General features: G+C 52.5%; 15 protein-coding genes and 5 tRNA genes. 9 read left to right on the forward strand and 11 right to left on the reverse strand.

The annotated features are described in order from the left end of the window. Positions 1-37: 37 nt before the first annotated feature. Entirely contained in the window at positions 38-187 is a 150-nt protein-coding gene (locus EHN07_RS02535) for an AcrZ family multidrug efflux pump-associated protein (protein ID WP_124022643.1), read from the reverse strand. A gap of 128 nt (positions 188-315) precedes the next feature. Here EHN07_RS02535 and modE point away from each other — a divergent pair, with 128 nt between their 5' ends. The 7 genes from modE (at position 316) to gpmA (ending at position 8,100) form a co-directional block, all read left to right on the forward strand. Next, entirely contained in the window at positions 316-1,107 is a 792-nt protein-coding gene (modE, locus tag EHN07_RS02540; RefSeq protein ID WP_124022644.1) for a molybdenum-dependent transcriptional regulator, read from the forward strand. Between the two features lie 75 nt (positions 1,108-1,182). Next, positions 1,183-2,664, forward strand: coding sequence for a molybdate ABC transporter ATP-binding protein ModF (modF, locus tag EHN07_RS02545; RefSeq protein ID WP_124022645.1), 1,482 nt, complete (start codon positions 1,183-1,185; stop codon positions 2,662-2,664). A 217-nt stretch (positions 2,665-2,881) separates the two neighbouring features. Beyond that, a complete protein-coding gene (gene galE, locus EHN07_RS02550; RefSeq protein WP_124022646.1) occupies positions 2,882-3,898 on the forward strand; it encodes a UDP-glucose 4-epimerase GalE in 1,017 nt (338 codons plus the stop codon). 9 nt (positions 3,899-3,907) lie between these two features. Beyond that, positions 3,908-4,954 carry a galactose-1-phosphate uridylyltransferase gene (gene galT / locus EHN07_RS02555; protein WP_124022647.1) on the forward strand — a complete coding sequence of 349 codons (1,047 nt, stop codon included), beginning with the start codon at positions 3,908-3,910 and terminating at the stop codon, positions 4,952-4,954. Between the two features lie 2 nt (positions 4,955-4,956). Continuing rightward, on the forward strand, positions 4,957-6,105 hold the full coding sequence (galK, locus tag EHN07_RS02560; protein WP_124022648.1) for a galactokinase: 1,149 nt from the start codon (positions 4,957-4,959) through the stop codon (positions 6,103-6,105). Then, positions 6,099-7,139: a galactose-1-epimerase gene (galM, locus tag EHN07_RS02565; protein WP_124022649.1), complete on the forward strand. Its 1,041-nt coding sequence runs from the start codon at positions 6,099-6,101 to the stop codon at positions 7,137-7,139. Before galK ends, galM begins: the two co-directional genes overlap by 7 nt. A gap of 208 nt (positions 7,140-7,347) precedes the next feature. After that, the gene (gene gpmA / locus EHN07_RS02570) at positions 7,348-8,100 is read left to right on the forward strand and encodes a 2,3-diphosphoglycerate-dependent phosphoglycerate mutase (RefSeq protein ID WP_124022650.1); all 753 of its coding nucleotides are present in this window, start codon (positions 7,348-7,350) and stop codon (positions 8,098-8,100) included. A gap of 65 nt (positions 8,101-8,165) precedes the next feature. Here the strand turns inward: gpmA and aroG are convergent, their stop codons facing one another. After that, a complete protein-coding gene (gene aroG, locus EHN07_RS02575; protein ID WP_124022651.1) occupies positions 8,166-9,218 on the reverse strand; it encodes a 3-deoxy-7-phosphoheptulonate synthase AroG in 1,053 nt (350 codons plus the stop codon). A 320-nt stretch (positions 9,219-9,538) separates the two neighbouring features. On the opposite strand from aroG, the gene EHN07_RS02580 reads away from it, so the two are divergent. Next, on the forward strand, positions 9,539-9,916 hold the full coding sequence (locus tag EHN07_RS02580; protein ID WP_124022652.1) for a YbgS-like family protein: 378 nt from the start codon (positions 9,539-9,541) through the stop codon (positions 9,914-9,916). Between the two features lie 119 nt (positions 9,917-10,035). Continuing rightward, entirely contained in the window at positions 10,036-10,968 is a 933-nt protein-coding gene (gene zitB / locus EHN07_RS02585; protein WP_124022653.1) for a CDF family zinc transporter ZitB, read from the forward strand. On the opposite strand, the gene pnuC is transcribed toward zitB, so the two are convergent. From pnuC to pal, 9 genes are all read right to left on the reverse strand, one after another. Continuing rightward, a complete protein-coding gene (gene pnuC / locus EHN07_RS02590) occupies positions 10,969-11,685 on the reverse strand; it encodes a nicotinamide riboside transporter PnuC (RefSeq protein ID WP_124022654.1) in 717 nt (238 codons plus the stop codon). 23 nt (positions 11,686-11,708) lie between these two features. Beyond that, the gene (gene nadA / locus EHN07_RS02595; protein WP_124022655.1) at positions 11,709-12,770 is read right to left on the reverse strand and encodes a quinolinate synthase NadA; all 1,062 of its coding nucleotides are present in this window, start codon (positions 12,768-12,770) and stop codon (positions 11,709-11,711) included. A gap of 177 nt (positions 12,771-12,947) precedes the next feature. Then, positions 12,948-13,023: transfer RNA gene (locus EHN07_RS02600), tRNA-Lys, on the reverse strand. 44 nt (positions 13,024-13,067) lie between these two features. Further along, positions 13,068-13,143, reverse strand: a tRNA-Lys gene (locus EHN07_RS02605). A gap of 3 nt (positions 13,144-13,146) precedes the next feature. Further along, positions 13,147-13,222: transfer RNA gene (locus tag EHN07_RS02610), tRNA-Val, on the reverse strand. Between the two features lie 53 nt (positions 13,223-13,275). Further along, positions 13,276-13,351: transfer RNA gene (locus EHN07_RS02615), tRNA-Lys, on the reverse strand. A gap of 195 nt (positions 13,352-13,546) precedes the next feature. After that, positions 13,547-13,622: transfer RNA gene (locus tag EHN07_RS02620), tRNA-Lys, on the reverse strand. A 164-nt stretch (positions 13,623-13,786) separates the two neighbouring features. After that, a complete protein-coding gene (gene cpoB / locus EHN07_RS02625) occupies positions 13,787-14,578 on the reverse strand; it encodes a cell division protein CpoB (protein WP_124022656.1) in 792 nt (263 codons plus the stop codon). A gap of 9 nt (positions 14,579-14,587) precedes the next feature. Next, positions 14,588-15,109 carry a peptidoglycan-associated lipoprotein Pal gene (gene pal, locus EHN07_RS02630; protein ID WP_064544887.1) on the reverse strand — a complete coding sequence of 174 codons (522 nt, stop codon included), beginning with the start codon at positions 15,107-15,109 and terminating at the stop codon, positions 14,588-14,590. Between the last annotated feature and the right edge of the window lie 2 nt (positions 15,110-15,111).

Raw genomic sequence — 15,111 nt, forward strand, 5'->3', positions numbered from 1 at the left:
GCATAAAGCAACGCCCGCATTTGCGGGCGCCAGGGAATCAATGGTTTTGTTTTGGCTGGTCGTTATGACCGACTTTTGAGAAGACGTTAAAGACTTCACCCAATCCATAGATAAGGCCGAGGATCAGCGCCATAACGATTGGCACCATGATCACGGCAAACACCAAGCTTTTCAATAACTCTAACATGGATGCCTCCAACAAAAGTGAGAACGGCTATTCTAACGAGCTGACAGAAAAACGCACTCTCCTTTTGTGCGATTTGCCCAACCCCGCGCAATAGAGGAAAATGGCGTTTTCTTTCTCGCGGAGCGGTTATGCAAGCTGAAATTCTACTGACGCTGAAACTCCAGCAGCGGCTGTTCGCCGATCCACGTCGTATCGCGCTACTTAAACAAATACAGCATACCGGCTCAATTAGCCAGGGAGCAAAGCTCGCTGGCATCAGCTACAAAAGTGCCTGGGATGCCATCAATGAGATGAATCAGCTCAGCGATGAGACATTAGTTGAACGCGCAACCGGCGGCAAAGGCGGAGGGGGTGCGCTCATTACCCCCTATGGTGAACGCCTGATCCAGCTGTATGAATTGCTCGCGCAAATCCAGCAAAAAGCCTTTGATGTGCTGCGTGACGATGCCCTGCCACTCGACAGCCTGCTCGCCGCAATCTCACGTTTTTCCCTGCAAACCAGCGCCCGCAACCAGCTTTTCGGCACGGTTGTGCATCGCGATGGTGAGCAGGTGCAGCAGCATATTGATATTTTACTGGCGGATGGCTGCACACGCCTGCAGGCCGCCATTACCCGCCAGAGCGCCGAGCGTTTGGGGCTAGGTGAAGGTAAAGAAGTCCTGGTACTGATTAAAGCACCATGGGTGGAAATCACCACCGAGGCGAAACGTGCCAGCCGTGCCGACAACCAACTTTGCGGCACCCTCTGCAATATTGAGCAAGACGCTGAGCAAAGCGAAGTTCTGGTGCAATTACCCGATGGGCAAACGCTGTGCGCCACCGTGCCTAATAGCGTAGTAGAAGAGCAAAAACTGGTAGAAGGTGCTGAAGTCATAGCATTTTTTAATGCCGATCGCGTGATTGTCGCCACGCTGTGCTAAAACCGCGCGGCGGATTGACAAGCGGCAGACAATCCTTAAATCTGGCGTTAACCACGGCAAAAAATGGGATGTTCTATGTCTGTGTTGCAAATTTCGCAAGGGATATTCCGTCTGAGCGATACCCGACCTCTTACCCTCAATAATTTAACCATTCACGCCGGTGAAAGCTGGGCGTTTGTGGGGGCCAACGGCAGCGGTAAATCCGCGCTTGCCCGCGCGCTCGCAGGCTACCTGGCGCTGCAACAAGGCACGCGCCAGTGCACATTTTCCCGCATCGCACACCTCTCATTTGAACAACTGCAAAAATTAGTCAGCGATGAGTGGCAGCGCAATAACACCGATTTATTAAGTCCTGATGAAGACGATACCGGCCGCACCACCGCGGAAATGATTCAGGATGAAATCAAAGATGAAGCCCGCTGCCGGCAGCTGGCGGAACTTTTCGGCATCGCGCCGCTGTTAAATCGCCGTTTTAAATACCTTTCCACCGGCGAAACGCGCAAGACGCTGCTGTGCCAGGCACTGATGCCACAGCCTGATTTGCTTATTTTTGATGAGCCGTTTGACGGCTTAGATGTGAAATCCCGCGAGCAGCTAGCCGCACTATTAGGTGAACTGAGCACGCAGGGCTACACCGTGGTGTTGGTGCTTAACCGCTTTGATGAGATCCCTGATTTTATCCAGCACGCTGGCGTACTGGCCGATTGCGCGCTGATTGAAGTCGGTGAAAAACAAAAGCTGCTTGAGCAGGCGCTGATTGCCCAACTGGCTCACAGCGAAAAACTGGCAGGCGTCGCGCTGCCGGAGGCAGACGATCCGAGTGCACGCTATACGCTCCCTGAAAATGAACCGCGTATTGTGCTGCGCGATGGCGTGGTGGAGTACAACGATCGCCCTATCCTGCACAAACTTTCCTGGACGGTAAACCCTGGGGAACACTGGCAAATCGTCGGCCCGAACGGTGCAGGGAAATCGACGTTATTAAGCCTGGTGACGGGCGATCACCCGCAAGGGTACAGCAACGATCTGACGCTGTTTGGCCGTCGGCGCGGCAGCGGCGAAACCATCTGGGATATCAAAAAGCATATCGGCTACGTCAGCAGCAATTTGCATCTCGATTATCGCGTCAGCACCACGGTGCGAAACGTGGTGCTCTCAGGCTACTTTGATTCAATTGGCATTTACCAGGCCGTTTCCGATCGCCAGCAGAAACTCGCCCGGGAATGGCTGAATATGCTCGGCATGGATAACGCTATCGCTGATGCGCCCTTCCACAGCCTCTCCTGGGGTCAGCAACGCCTGGCGCTGATTGCCCGCGCGCTGGTTAAACACCCGACGCTGCTGATTCTTGACGAACCGCTGCAGGGGCTGGACCCGCTAAATCGCCAGCTAGTACGCCGTTTCATTGATATTTTGATCGGTGAAGGGGAAACGCAGCTGCTGTTCGTCTCCCACCATGCGGAAGACGCGCCGAAGTGCATTACTAAACGGCTGAGCTTTGTGGCCGATGGCGATATTTACCGTTACGACTGTGAAGACCTGGCGGCTGCGCGCTAAAAACTTTCTATCCGGCGGTGAGGCTAACCTCACCGCAAGACTTTCAGACAACCCGCAGCATCGACACCGCTATCATTTGTTTTATAATCATTTTCCCCACTGTTCGCCGTGCCTGAAACGTCAGTGTAAACGATTCCACTAATTTAGCCCATGTCACACTTTTGCCATCTCTGTTATGCTATGTTTAACACATACCATACGCCTAATGGAGAGCAAAATGAGAGTATTGGTTACAGGTGGTAGCGGTTACATTGGTAGTCATACCTGCGTCCAGCTGCTGCAAAACGGTCACGATGTCGTCATTCTGGATAACCTCTGCAACAGTAAACGCAGCGTGCTGCCGGTGATTGAACGCCTTGGTGGAAAACACCCGCTGTTTATTGACGGCGATATTCGTGATGAAGCCTTACTGGCTGAAATTTTCCACGACCATCAAATTGATGCTGTTATCCATTTTGCCGGGCTGAAAGCCGTAGGCGAATCAGTCAGCAAGCCACTGGAATATTACGACAACAACGTCACCGGTACTTTGCGCCTGATTTCTGCGATGCGCGCCGCCAACGTCACCAACTTTATCTTCAGCTCTTCCGCCACGGTCTATGGCGATCAGCCACAAATCCCTTACGTTGAAAGCTTCCCGACCGGCACGCCTGCAAGCCCATATGGCCGCAGCAAGCTGATGGTTGAACAGATCCTCGCTGATTTACAAAAAGCCCAGCCGGACTGGAGCGTGGCGCTGCTGCGTTACTTCAACCCGGTTGGCGCCCATCCGTCAGGAGATATGGGCGAAGATCCGCAAGGTATTCCAAACAATCTAATGCCGTACATCGCGCAGGTTGCGGTTGGGCGTCGTGATTCACTGGCGGTCTTTGGCAACGATTATCCAACCGCAGATGGCACAGGTGTCCGCGACTATATTCATGTGATGGATTTAGCCGATGGTCATGTTGCAGCCATGCAAACGCTACAGGGCAAACCCGGCGTCCACATCTATAACCTCGGCGCCGGTATTGGCAGCAGCGTGCTGGATGTGATTAACGCTTTCAGCGCCGCCTGCGGAAAGCCGGTGAATTACCACTTCGCTCCGCGTCGTGACGGCGATCTCCCCGCTTATTGGGCAGATGCCAGCAAAGCCGATAAAGAACTTAACTGGCGTGTCAGCCGCACGCTGCAAGAAATGGCAGATGATACCTGGCGCTGGCAGTCCCGCCATCCTCAAGGTTATCCAGACTAAGGAAATGTAATGGAGCAGTTTAACCCGGTGGATCATCCACATCGTCGTTACAACCCGCTGACCGGACAATGGATCCTGGTCTCTCCGCATCGGGCTAAGCGCCCGTGGCAAGGGGCGCAGGAAACACCGGCGCAAGAAACTTTACCGCCGCACGATGCGGATTGTTTCTTGTGCCCGGGCAATACGCGCGTTACCGGTGATAAAAATCCGCACTATACCGGCACTTTTGTTTTTACTAATGACTTTGCCGCCCTGATGACGGACACCCCGGACGCCCCACAAAGCAGCGACCCGCTAATGCGTTGTGAAAGCGCACGCGGTACCAGCCGGGTTATCTGTTTCTCTCCTGACCACAGCAAAACGCTACCGCAGCTTTCCGTCACCGCCCTGGAAGAAGTGGTGAAAACCTGGCAAGAACAAACGGCGGAGTTGGGTAAAAGCTACCCGTGGGTGCAGGTTTTTGAAAATAAAGGCGCGGCGATGGGTTGCTCCAACCCGCATCCGCACGGTCAGGTCTGGGCAAACAGCTTCCTGCCCAATGAAGTGGCGCGTGAAGATCTATTGCAGCGCGAATACTTTGCTGAAAATGGCTCGCCAATGCTGGTCGATTACGCACGGCGTGAGCTTAAAGACGGCAGCCGCACGGTGGTTGAAACCGAACACTGGATTGCGGTGGTGCCTTACTGGGCGGCCTGGCCGTTCGAAACGCTGCTGTTGCCAAAAACGCCTGTCCTGCGCATCACCGATTTAACGCCAGAACAGAGCCGTGATTTAGCCGTAGCGCTGAAAAAACTGACCAGCCGTTATGACAATCTGTTCCAGTGCTCCTTCCCCTATTCCATGGGCTGGCACGGCGCACCGTTTAACGGCGAGGAAAATGACCACTGGCAGTTACATGCCCACTTCTATCCGCCGCTGCTGCGCAGCGCGACGGTGCGTAAATTTATGGTCGGCTATGAAATGCTGGCTGAAACCCAACGTGATTTAACCGCAGAGCAGGCCGCAGAACGCTTGCGTGCAGTATCCGATATCCACTTTCGCCAATCAGGAGTTTAAAAATGAGTCTGAAAGATAATACCCAACACCTCTTTGCCGAGAAATTTGGCTATCCGGCGACCCATACCCTTCAGGCTCCGGGGCGCGTAAACCTGATTGGCGAACATACCGATTACAACGACGGCTTCGTGCTGCCTTGCGCGATCGACTACCAGACGGTCATCAGCTGTGCAAAACGTGGCGACCGCATGGTGCGCGTTATTGCGGCGGATTATGACAACCAGGTTGATGAGTTCTCGCTGGATAAACCTATCCTGAGCCACGATACCCAACAGTGGTCTAACTACGTTCGCGGCGTGGTGAAGCATCTGCAAAAGCGTGATAAGAATTTTGGTGGTGCGGATTTGGTGATTAGCGGCAACGTACCCCAGGGCGCGGGCTTGAGTTCATCAGCCTCTCTGGAAGTGGCGGTCGGCACGGTATTTCAGCAGCTTTATCATCTGTCCCTTGATGGTTCGCAAATTGCGTTGAATGGCCAGGAAGCAGAGAACCAGTTCGTCGGCTGTAACTGTGGAATTATGGATCAGCTGATTTCAGCGTTAGGCAAAAAAGATCACGCATTACTGATCGACTGCCGCACGCTGGGCACCAAAGCCGTTTCGATGCCAAAAGGCGTGGCAGTTGTCATCATCAACAGCAATTTCAAACGCACGCTGGTCGGTAGTGAATACAACACCCGCCGCCAACAATGTGAAACTGGAGCACGTTTCTTCAGCCAGAAAGCGCTGCGCGACGTTGAGCTGGCCAAATTCAATGAAGTGGCTCATGAGCTTGACCCGGTTGTGGCTAAACGCGTGCGCCACGTTCTGACGGAAAACATCCGTACCGTTGAAGCGGCTGACGCGCTGGCAAAAGGCGATTTGCAACGTATGGGCGAATTGATGGCTGAATCTCACGCTTCAATGCGCGACGATTTTGAAATTACCGTGCCGCAAATCGATACGCTGGTTGAAATCGTGAAAGCAACTATCGGCGATAAAGGCGGTGTACGTATGACAGGTGGCGGCTTCGGCGGCTGCATCGTGGCGCTTATCCCGGAAGATTTGGTTCCAGCGGTTAAACAAGCGGTCGAAAAACAGTACGAAGCGAAAACCGGTATCAAAGAAACCTTCTACGTTTGCAAACCTTCGGAGGGCGCTGGCCAATGCTAAAAGAGACTCCACAGCTCGCACCAGACGGGCAACCTTTCCGCCTCTCCACCCTGCGCAATAGCGCGGGGCTGGTGGTCACCGTGATGGACTGGGGCGCAACTTTGCTGTCGTGCCGCGTGCCGATGAAAGACGGCAGCGTGCGCGAAACGCTGCTCGGCTGCGAAACGCCGGAAGATTATCTCAATCAGTCGGCTTATCTGGGCGCAACGGTTGGGCGTTATGCCAACCGCATTGCCAATAGCCAGTTTGAACGCGATGGCGTCACCGTCAAGGTTAGCGCAAACCAGGGGGCGCACCAGTTGCACGGCGGCCCGGACGGCTTTGATAAACGCCGCTGGCGTATTGTGCGCCAGAACGAGCAGGAGGTGCTGTATACGCTTGATTCGCCTGACGGTGACCAGGGCTTCCCGGGTGAGTTATGCGCCACCGCGCGTTATGCGCTCACCGAAGATAACTGCATCACCGTTGAGTTTCGCGCCAGAACCAGCAGGCCGTGCCCGGTGAACCTGACCAATCACGCTTATTTCAACCTCGACGGCCAGCAGAACGATATTCGCCAGCATCGCCTGCAATTGCTGGCAGATAGCTATTTGCCGGTAGACAGCAGCGGCATCCCCAGGACCGGGCTTAAAGCGGTGGATGGCACCAGCTTTGATTTCCGCAGGCCAAAAACTATCGCCGATGATTTTCTGAGCGATGCCGACCAGCAGCTGGTAAAAGGCTACGATCATGCTTTTCTGCTCCAGGCGCAGGGCGATGCCAGCCTGCCTGCGGCTCACGTCTGGTCGAGCGACAACAGGCTGCAAATGACGGTCTACACTACGGCACCCGCGTTGCAGTTTTATAGCGGAAACTATCTCGACGGAACGCCTGCCAGGGAACAAGGGTGCTACAGCGCGTACCAGGGGCTGGCGCTTGAGAGCGAGTTTCTGCCCGACAGCCCAAATCACCCGGAATGGCCACAGCCCGATTGCTGGCTACAGCCGGACGATGAGTATCTGAGCATTACGCAATACGAATTTATTGCGCTTTAAGTTTTCGCCCTTCTTTGCGAAGGGCGATTATTATGCAAACCGCTGGATTTCCCGCCATTTATCGACAAAAATATAACAACCATTCACATCCACCTTACACTTCTCCCTCTTTTTCGCTATGTTAAACGTTTGGCATTGCCGCGGGCCCCGCTGCGGCAATATAATGATAATCGTTATCATTAACCATGAGCTTATTGAGGAGTAAACTATGGCTGTTACTAAGCTGGTTCTGGTTCGTCACGGTGAAAGCCAGTGGAACAACGAAAACCGCTTTACCGGTTGGTATGATGTTGACCTGTCTGAAAAAGGTAAAACTGAGGCAAAAGCGGCGGGTAAGCTGCTGAAAGACGAAGGCTACGCCTTCGATTTTGCTTACACTTCAGTGCTGAAACGTGCCATCCATACCCTGTGGAACATCCTTGATGAGCTGGATCAGGCCTGGCTGCCGGTTGAGAAATCCTGGAAGCTCAATGAGCGTCACTACGGTGCGCTGCAGGGTCTGAACAAAGCTGAAACCGCAGAGAAATACGGTGACGAACAGGTTAAACAATGGCGTCGTGGTTTTGCTGTGACGCCACCAGAATTAACCCGTGATGATGAGCGTTTCCCGGGGCATGACCCGCGTTATGCAAGCCTGAGCGACAAAGAGCTGCCGACGACTGAAAGCCTGGCGCTGACTATTGACCGCGTGATCCCTTACTGGAACGAAACCATTCTGCCACGCATGAAAAGCGGCGAGCGCGTGATTGTTGCCGCTCATGGTAACTCCCTGCGTGCCCTGGTTAAATTCCTCGATAACCTGAGCGAAGAAGAAATTCTTGAGCTGAATATCCCAACCGGCGTGCCGCTGGTCTACGAGTTCGACGAGAACTTCAAACCGCTGAAACGCTACTATCTGGGTAATGCGGATGAAATCGCGGCAAAAGCCGCAGCCGTTGCCAACCAGGGTAAAGCGAAGTAAAGCGCCGCTAGCAGTGAAAAAGGCGCGGTTTTCACCACGCCTTTTTTATACTGCTGATTCGAGATTTAGCCGCGGCGGACTTTTACCGCGTCGGCCAACTGGCGCAGCACAGCTTCAGTATCTTCCCAGCCAATACAGGCATCGGTTACGCTTTTGCCGTACACCAGCGGTTCGCCGCTCTCCAGGTTTTGATTTCCTTCCACCAGGTGACTTTCGATCATCACGCCGGTAATCGCTTTATCGCCGCCTGAAATTTGCTGGCAAACATCGGCACACACCTCAATTTGCTTTTTAAATTGCTTGCTGCTGTTCGCATGGCTGAAATCGATCATCACCTGCGCCGGCAGACCCGCTTTCTGTAAGTCAGTCTTCACCTGGGCTACGTGAGCGGCGCTGTAGTTTGGCTCTTTACCGCCACGCAGAATGATGTGGCAGTCGCCATTGCCGCTGGTAGTGACGATGGCGGAGTGGCCCCATTTGGTCACGGACAGGAAGCTATGAGGCGCGCCAGCCGCGTTAATCGCATCAATCGCGACTTTCATGGTGCCATCGGTACCATTCTTGAAACCGACCGGACAAGACAGGCCAGAGGCCAGTTCACGGTGAACCTGGGATTCGGTAGTACGTGCGCCGATAGCCCCCCAGCTCATCAAATCCGCCAGGTACTGCGGGGTGATCATATCCAGGAACTCACCCGCTGCAGGCAGGCCGGAGTCGTTGATATCTAACAACAGCTTACGGGCAATGCGCAGGCCATCGTTGATTTTAAAACTGTTATCCATCTCAGGATCGTTGATCAGGCCTTTCCAGCCCACCGTGGTACGCGGTTTTTCAAAGTAAACACGCATCACGATTTCCAGCTCGCCATGCAGCTCTTCACGCAGTTTGAGTAAACGAGCGCCATATTCTTTCGCCGCTTTCACGTCGTGAATGGAGCAAGGACCAATCACCACCAGCAGACGATCGTCATTGCCTTTCAGGATTTTGTGAATCGCTTTGCGCGCGCCAGAAACGGTGGCGGCGGCTTTTTCAGTGGCTGGGAATTTTTCAAGCAGCGCTACTGGCGGTAAAAGTTCGTTGATTTCTTTGATGCGTAAGTCGTCGTTCTGATAATTCATGATATTTCCGGGAATGGCCTTGAGATTTAACCGAGTTGCAATCTCTTCAATCTATCTCTTCAGGCCGGAAGTGTAAACGGGCTTTTACACTTCCGGCGGAATATTCCTGGAAATGGCCTAAAAAGCGTCAAAAAATGGTAAAACCACCCTTTTCGGCTACAATTTTTAACTGTTAACCCTAAAAAATAGCCATTTTGCAAAATTGTATTCTGACAGGGCTTTCATTGGTGAGATATTTAACCGATAAAGGCCTGCAACTCAGAATAAGCCAGTGCAACTGTTGGAAGAAGTTATCCAGCAATAACCGCCAGAACAGGAGCATGATGATGAAAAAATTAACCGCGCTTTTCCTGACAGCAACCCTTTCCGTCGCCAGCGGCATGGCAATGGCTGCAGATACGGCTGCAGACAATAATGGCCAGGCTAATGCTGCAGCATCAGCAGGCCAGGTCGCGCCGGATGCGAATCAGAACCTTGCGCCTAAAGGCGTTGATAACAGCAATATCAATAATGGCGGCACTATGCTTCATCCAAATGGCTCAACCAGCAGTAGCGGTATCACCAGCGACGGGATGAGCAAAGATGAAATCCATAAAAATTCGATGTGTAAAGACGGTAAATGCCCGGATACCAACCAAAAGGTTGAAACCGGTAGCGGTGATGACGTCAATACAAAAGTGGACGGCACTTCGCAGTAAAAGAAATACCGCTAAACAGGGGAGCTAAGGCTCCCCTTTTTTATGAGTTTTATTCAATAAGTTAATCAGCATTAGTGGTTATAATTAGCGCATCGTTGTTTCAGAAAACAGAAGAAACCATGGCGCATACACATCAACACGCTTCAGCTGATTCCAATGCCAGACGCCTGTTCTGGGCTTTTGCCGTCACCGCCCTCTTTATGGTGGCTGAAGTCATCGGCGGTGTGCTGTCAGGCTCGCTCGCCCTACTGGCTGATGCAGGGCATATGCTGACGGATGCCGCAGCGCTGTTAGTGGCCTTGCTGGCCGTGCATTTTGCCCGCCGCCCGCCGAATGCTCGCCATACGTTCGGATGGCTAAGGCTAACGACCCTTGCCGCATTTGTGAATGCCATTGCTCTGGTAGTGATTACGGTACTGATTGTCTGGGAAGCGATAATCCGTTTTTATCACCCGCAGCCTGTCGCGGGCTGGACAATGCTGATGATCGCCTTTGCAGGACTGCTGGCGAATCTGTTTTCGTTCTGGATTTTGCATCGCGGCAATGAAGAAAAGAATATTAACGTGCGTGCCGCAGCCCTGCATGTTCTGGGTGATTTATTAGGTTCGGTGGGGGCGATTGCCGCGGCGCTGATTATTTTGTCGACCGGCTGGACGCCCATTGACCCCATCCTTTCGATTCTGGTTTCGTGCCTGGTACTGCGTAGCGCGTGGCATTTGCTCAAAGAGAGCGTGAATGAGCTGCTCGAAGGGGCACCCCACAGCATTGATATCGCGCTGCTGAAGCGAAAACTAGCCAGAACCATTCCGGAAGTGCGTAACGTCCATCATGTGCATATCTGGCTGGTGGGCGAAAAGCCGCTCATGACGTTACACGCGCAGGTTGTGCCGCCACACGATCATGATGCCCTGCTGGATCGCATTCACCGTTTTCTCCACGATGAGTATCAGATTGAACATGCGACGGTGCAGATGGAGTATCAGCTTTGCCACGGGCAGGACTGCGATTTAAATGAGCATGGTCAGCACGACCATGCTCATCATCATCACTGATTAAGATAAGGCGCGTGAACCCCGTTGGTGCGCACTTTTAATCCACATACGGCTGCCGTTGAGCGCAATAAACGTCAGAATCAGATACTCAAGCGACATCGCATAGACGCCCTGCAAGGCAAAAATCACCACGCTAATCACATTAATGATCGCCCACAGCAGCCAGTTTTCCACATATTTACGGGTCATCAGGATCATTGCCGCAATCGACAGCACCATCATGCAAGAGTCCCAGAATGGGAAAGCATCAGGCTGAAGCTCAGGCATGGCCACATTTATCCCCAGCCCCTGCATCACGGAAACCGCAATGCGGGTCAGGAAAGCAAAAACCGGGTCGATGAATACCGTCATCAAACCAATCGCACCGATACAAACCGCAATCCAGGCAATCGCTTTAGGCAATGGCAGCCAGCGAATCTGAAGAGCCGTTTGATTGTCGCTTGTTTGTCGGGACCAGGCATACCATCCGTAAATATTGGCCACAAAGAAGAACAATTGGAGCAGCAAGCTGGCGTACAGTTGAATCTGAAAGAAAATAATCGCAAAGAGCGTAACGTTAATTAAACCGAACGCGTAATTGCTGATCTTTTCAAGACTCGCTAACCAGATGCACAGCAAGCCCGCCACGGTTCCGATAGCTTCAATCCACGATAAATCGTACCCGCCCGCCCCGATTGGGATGTGGACTAAAATGTTCTGCGTGCTAAAAAAATCCATATTCGCTCCTGAGCATAATTTCCTTATGCATTACCTTTAATATTGCGTCGCAACTCGGCGGCAAAATCTAACATTCGATTTAAAGGAACCAGAGCGCCCTCACGCAGCGCAGCATCAACATGAATCTCATGAGCCGCTCCGCCGTTCTCAAGTCCCTCAGCGATAGCTTTAAGGCCGTTCATCGCCATCCACGGGCAATGTGCGCAGGTACGGCATGTTGCGCCCTCGCCTGCTGTCGGCGCTTCGAACAATTCTTTGTCCGGGCACGCCTGCTGCATTTTGTAGAAAATGCCGCGGTCGGTCGCGACGATCAACTGCTTGTTCGGCAGTGTTTGCGCCGCGGCAATCAACTGGCTGGTAGAACCGACTGCATCGGCTAAATCCACAATCGCTTGTGGTGACTCAGGATGAACCAGTACCGCAGCATCCGGGTAAAGCGCCTTCATGCGGGTCAGGGCTTGAGTTTTAAACTCGTCATGCACGATACACGCGCCCTGCCAGCACAATACATCAGCACCCGTTTGCTTCTGGACGTAGTTCCCCAAATGGCGGTCCGGCGCCCAGATGATTTTCTCGCCCAGACTGTCCAGATGTTCAATTAATTCAACTGCAATACTGGAAGTCACAACCCAATCCGCACGCGCTTTTACCGCTGCGGAAGTATTAGCATAGACCACCACTGTGCGATCGGGGTGTTGATCGCAGAAGGCGTTGAACTCTTCGATTGGGCAGCCGAGATCCAAAGAGCACTCCGCATTCAGCGTTGGCATCAGAACGGTCTTTTCCGGGCTCAGAATTTTCGAGGTTTCGCCCATAAAACGCACGCCTGCCACCAGGAGCGTGGTTGCGGGATGATTTGCCCCAAAACGCGCCATCTCGAGAGAATCAGAAATACAGCCGCCAGTCTCCTCCGCCAGAGCCTGAATTTCAGGGTCGGTGTAGTAGTGAGCCACCATGACAGCATTCCGCTCTTTCAGCAGACGCTTGATTTTCTCGCGGTAAAATTGCTTTTCGTCCGCGCTCAAAGGCTGTGGCTTAGGTGGGAAGGGATAAATCGCGGCTTCTGGATCGAACATTACGCTCATAGTGCTTTCTCGTTTGACTGACTTAACCAAATTAGCGCTTTTCTGCTAAAGACCGACCAGAAATGGCTAAGGTTGTTTTGTATGCTAAACAAGATAGCGAATTATGGCGGGATTGTCGTGAGGAATTTGAATCTTCAGAAACAACTAAGGCGCCGTAAAGGCGCCTTAGTCTAAATTTGGTGGGGCGTGCAGGATTCGAACCTGCGACCAATTGATTAAAAGTCAACTGCTCTACCAACTGAGCTAACGCCCCGCTATGCGGTTTACTGCTTCTTCACATACTTACTACATCGAAATTGGTGGGGCGTGCAGGATTCGAACCTGCGACCAATTGATTAAAAGTCAACTGCTCTACCAACTGAGCTAACGCCCCGAATGGTGGGTGATGACGGGCTCGAACCGCCGACCCCCTCCGTGTAAAGGAGGTGCTCTACCAACTGAGCTAATCACCCAAACTTCGGTACTGCTATAAACACGACTCACTTACTTCGCACTACATCATAATTGGTGGGGCGTGCAGGATTCGAACCTGCGACCAATTGATTAAAAGTCAACTGCTCTACCAACTGAGCTAACGCCCCGCAATGCGGTTTACTGCTTCTTCAAACACGTACTACATCGAAATTGGTGGGGCGTGCAGGATAATGACTCGTCTCATCCTGAGACTCGCCCTCCGGGCCGCCACAAATGGCGTTCAAAATCGTTCCCGACGATTTTGTCGAACCTGCTACAGGTTCAAACCCTACACGTTCACTTTCTTCGTACTACATCGAAATTGGTGGGGCGTGCAGGATTCGAACCTGCGACCAATTGATTAAAAGTCAACTGCTCTACCAACTGAGCTAACGCCCCAATTTCGCGTCACTTTGGGTTTGTTTGATATCCCCTGGCAACGGCGGCATATATTACTGATTTAAGATTTTGACGCAACAAGAATTTCGATCAAGATCACCTAATGGCTTGCATTTCGTTCGACCCGGCCAGAAAAGCAGCAATATCTGGTCAGGCCGCACTCATTACATGGCATTCAGACGTTTTTGCGCCTGCTTTGCGCCATCGGTATTCGGGAATTGTTTGATCACCTGTTGATACACGGCTTTCGCTTTTGCGCTATCGCCTTTGTCCTGCATGATCACACCGACTTTAAACATAGCATCCGGGGCTTTAGGTGATTTTGGGTAGTTTTTCACCACCGAGGCAAAATAAAATGCCGCATCATCCTTTTTCCCCTTGTTGTAATTCAACTGACCCAGCCAGTAATTGGCATTTGGCTGATAGGTTGAATCCGGGTACTTCTTAACAAAGCTCTGAAATGCAGCGATGGCTTCGTCCTGACGGGACTTATCCTGCACCATAGCAATAGCAGCATTGTAGTCGCTGTTGGCATCGCCTCCCTGCACTGGGGCCGCCGGAGTGCTGGCTGACGCACCAGCATCAGGTGCTGCTGTCGCAGCAGCACCCTGATCGGTTACACCCGCAGCTTGCCCTGCAGCAGCGCCGCTACCGAGGCTGTCTATCTGCAATAAAACTTGCTTCTGGCGCTCAACAACCTGATTCAGTTGATATTGGTTTTCCTGAATCTGGCCGCGCAGGGAATCAATATCACGTTGGTTATCAGCGAGTTGTTGTTGGAGTTGGGTTAAGAGTTGACTGTGAGCGTTGGAAATACGCTCGAGTTGGGTGACACGGTCTTCGACCGAGCCTGAGCCGACACTACTGATTGGCGCCTGAGCAGTAGCGGCCCAGGGGGCCGCTATGCCAACCAGTAACGACAGACTCAACAAGTGATGTCTGAGGTTACTGTTCATACTGTTCTCTTAGTAAACCAGAACGGCACGACGGTTTTTAGCGTAAGCCGCTTCGTCATGACCCAGAACGGCTGGTTTTTCTTTACCGTAAGAAACGATGGAGATCTGGTCTGCAGAAACGCCTTTACCCTGCAGGTACATCTTAACTGCGCTCGCACGACGCTCACCCAGGGAAATGTTGTATTCCGGAGTACCACGTTCGTCCGCATGACCTTCTACAGTCACTTTGTAAGATGGGTTGCTACGCAGGAAGTTAGCGTGCGCATCCAGCATGGCAGCGAATTCAGAAGAAACATCATATTTGTCCAGACCGAAGTAGACGATGTTGTTCTGCTGCAGCTGTTGCATCTGCAGGCGAGCCTGTTCTTCAGATGACATGTTGCCATTGCTACCGTTAGCGTCCATACCAGTGCCGGCGCCCAGCATACCTTCGCCGCTCTCGTTGTTGGCGCTCTTGTTAGAACTACACGCAGCGATTGCCATAACAGGCAGTGCCAGCATCAGCCCTTTCAGCACTTTGTTCAGTTGCATTT

Origin of the sequence: Buttiauxella warmboldiae (assembly GCF_003818135.1) — a bacterium.
Taxonomy (GTDB): domain Bacteria; phylum Pseudomonadota; class Gammaproteobacteria; order Enterobacterales; family Enterobacteriaceae; genus Buttiauxella; species Buttiauxella warmboldiae.

What these genes read in the sequence shown, in the direction of transcription:
- nadA (WP_124022655.1), bottom strand. Translation starts at nt 12,770, where the DNA reads ATGAGCGTAATGTTCGATCCAGAAGCCGCGATTTATCCCTTCCCACCT.
- galM (WP_124022649.1), top strand. Translation starts at nt 6,099, where the DNA reads ATGCTAAAAGAGACTCCACAGCTCGCACCAGACGGGCAACCTTTCCGC.
- EHN07_RS02580 (WP_124022652.1), top strand. Translation starts at nt 9,539, where the DNA reads ATGATGATGAAAAAATTAACCGCGCTTTTCCTGACAGCAACCCTTTCC.
- modE (WP_124022644.1), top strand. Translation starts at nt 316, where the DNA reads ATGCAAGCTGAAATTCTACTGACGCTGAAACTCCAGCAGCGGCTGTTC.
- pnuC (WP_124022654.1), bottom strand. Translation starts at nt 11,685, where the DNA reads ATGGATTTTTTTAGCACGCAGAACATTTTAGTCCACATCCCAATCGGG.
- galK (WP_124022648.1), top strand. Translation starts at nt 4,957, where the DNA reads ATGAGTCTGAAAGATAATACCCAACACCTCTTTGCCGAGAAATTTGGC.
- modF (WP_124022645.1), top strand. Translation starts at nt 1,183, where the DNA reads ATGTCTGTGTTGCAAATTTCGCAAGGGATATTCCGTCTGAGCGATACC.
- gpmA (WP_124022650.1), top strand. Translation starts at nt 7,348, where the DNA reads ATGGCTGTTACTAAGCTGGTTCTGGTTCGTCACGGTGAAAGCCAGTGG.
- galT (WP_124022647.1), top strand. Translation starts at nt 3,908, where the DNA reads ATGGAGCAGTTTAACCCGGTGGATCATCCACATCGTCGTTACAACCCG.
- cpoB (WP_124022656.1), bottom strand. Translation starts at nt 14,578, where the DNA reads ATGAACAGTAACCTCAGACATCACTTGTTGAGTCTGTCGTTACTGGTT.
- aroG (WP_124022651.1), bottom strand. Translation starts at nt 9,218, where the DNA reads ATGAATTATCAGAACGACGACTTACGCATCAAAGAAATCAACGAACTT.
- EHN07_RS02535 (WP_124022643.1), bottom strand. Translation starts at nt 187, where the DNA reads ATGTTAGAGTTATTGAAAAGCTTGGTGTTTGCCGTGATCATGGTGCCA.
- pal (WP_064544887.1), bottom strand. Translation starts at nt 15,109, where the DNA reads ATGCAACTGAACAAAGTGCTGAAAGGGCTGATGCTGGCACTGCCTGTT.
- zitB (WP_124022653.1), top strand. Translation starts at nt 10,036, where the DNA reads ATGGCGCATACACATCAACACGCTTCAGCTGATTCCAATGCCAGACGC.
- galE (WP_124022646.1), top strand. Translation starts at nt 2,882, where the DNA reads ATGAGAGTATTGGTTACAGGTGGTAGCGGTTACATTGGTAGTCATACC.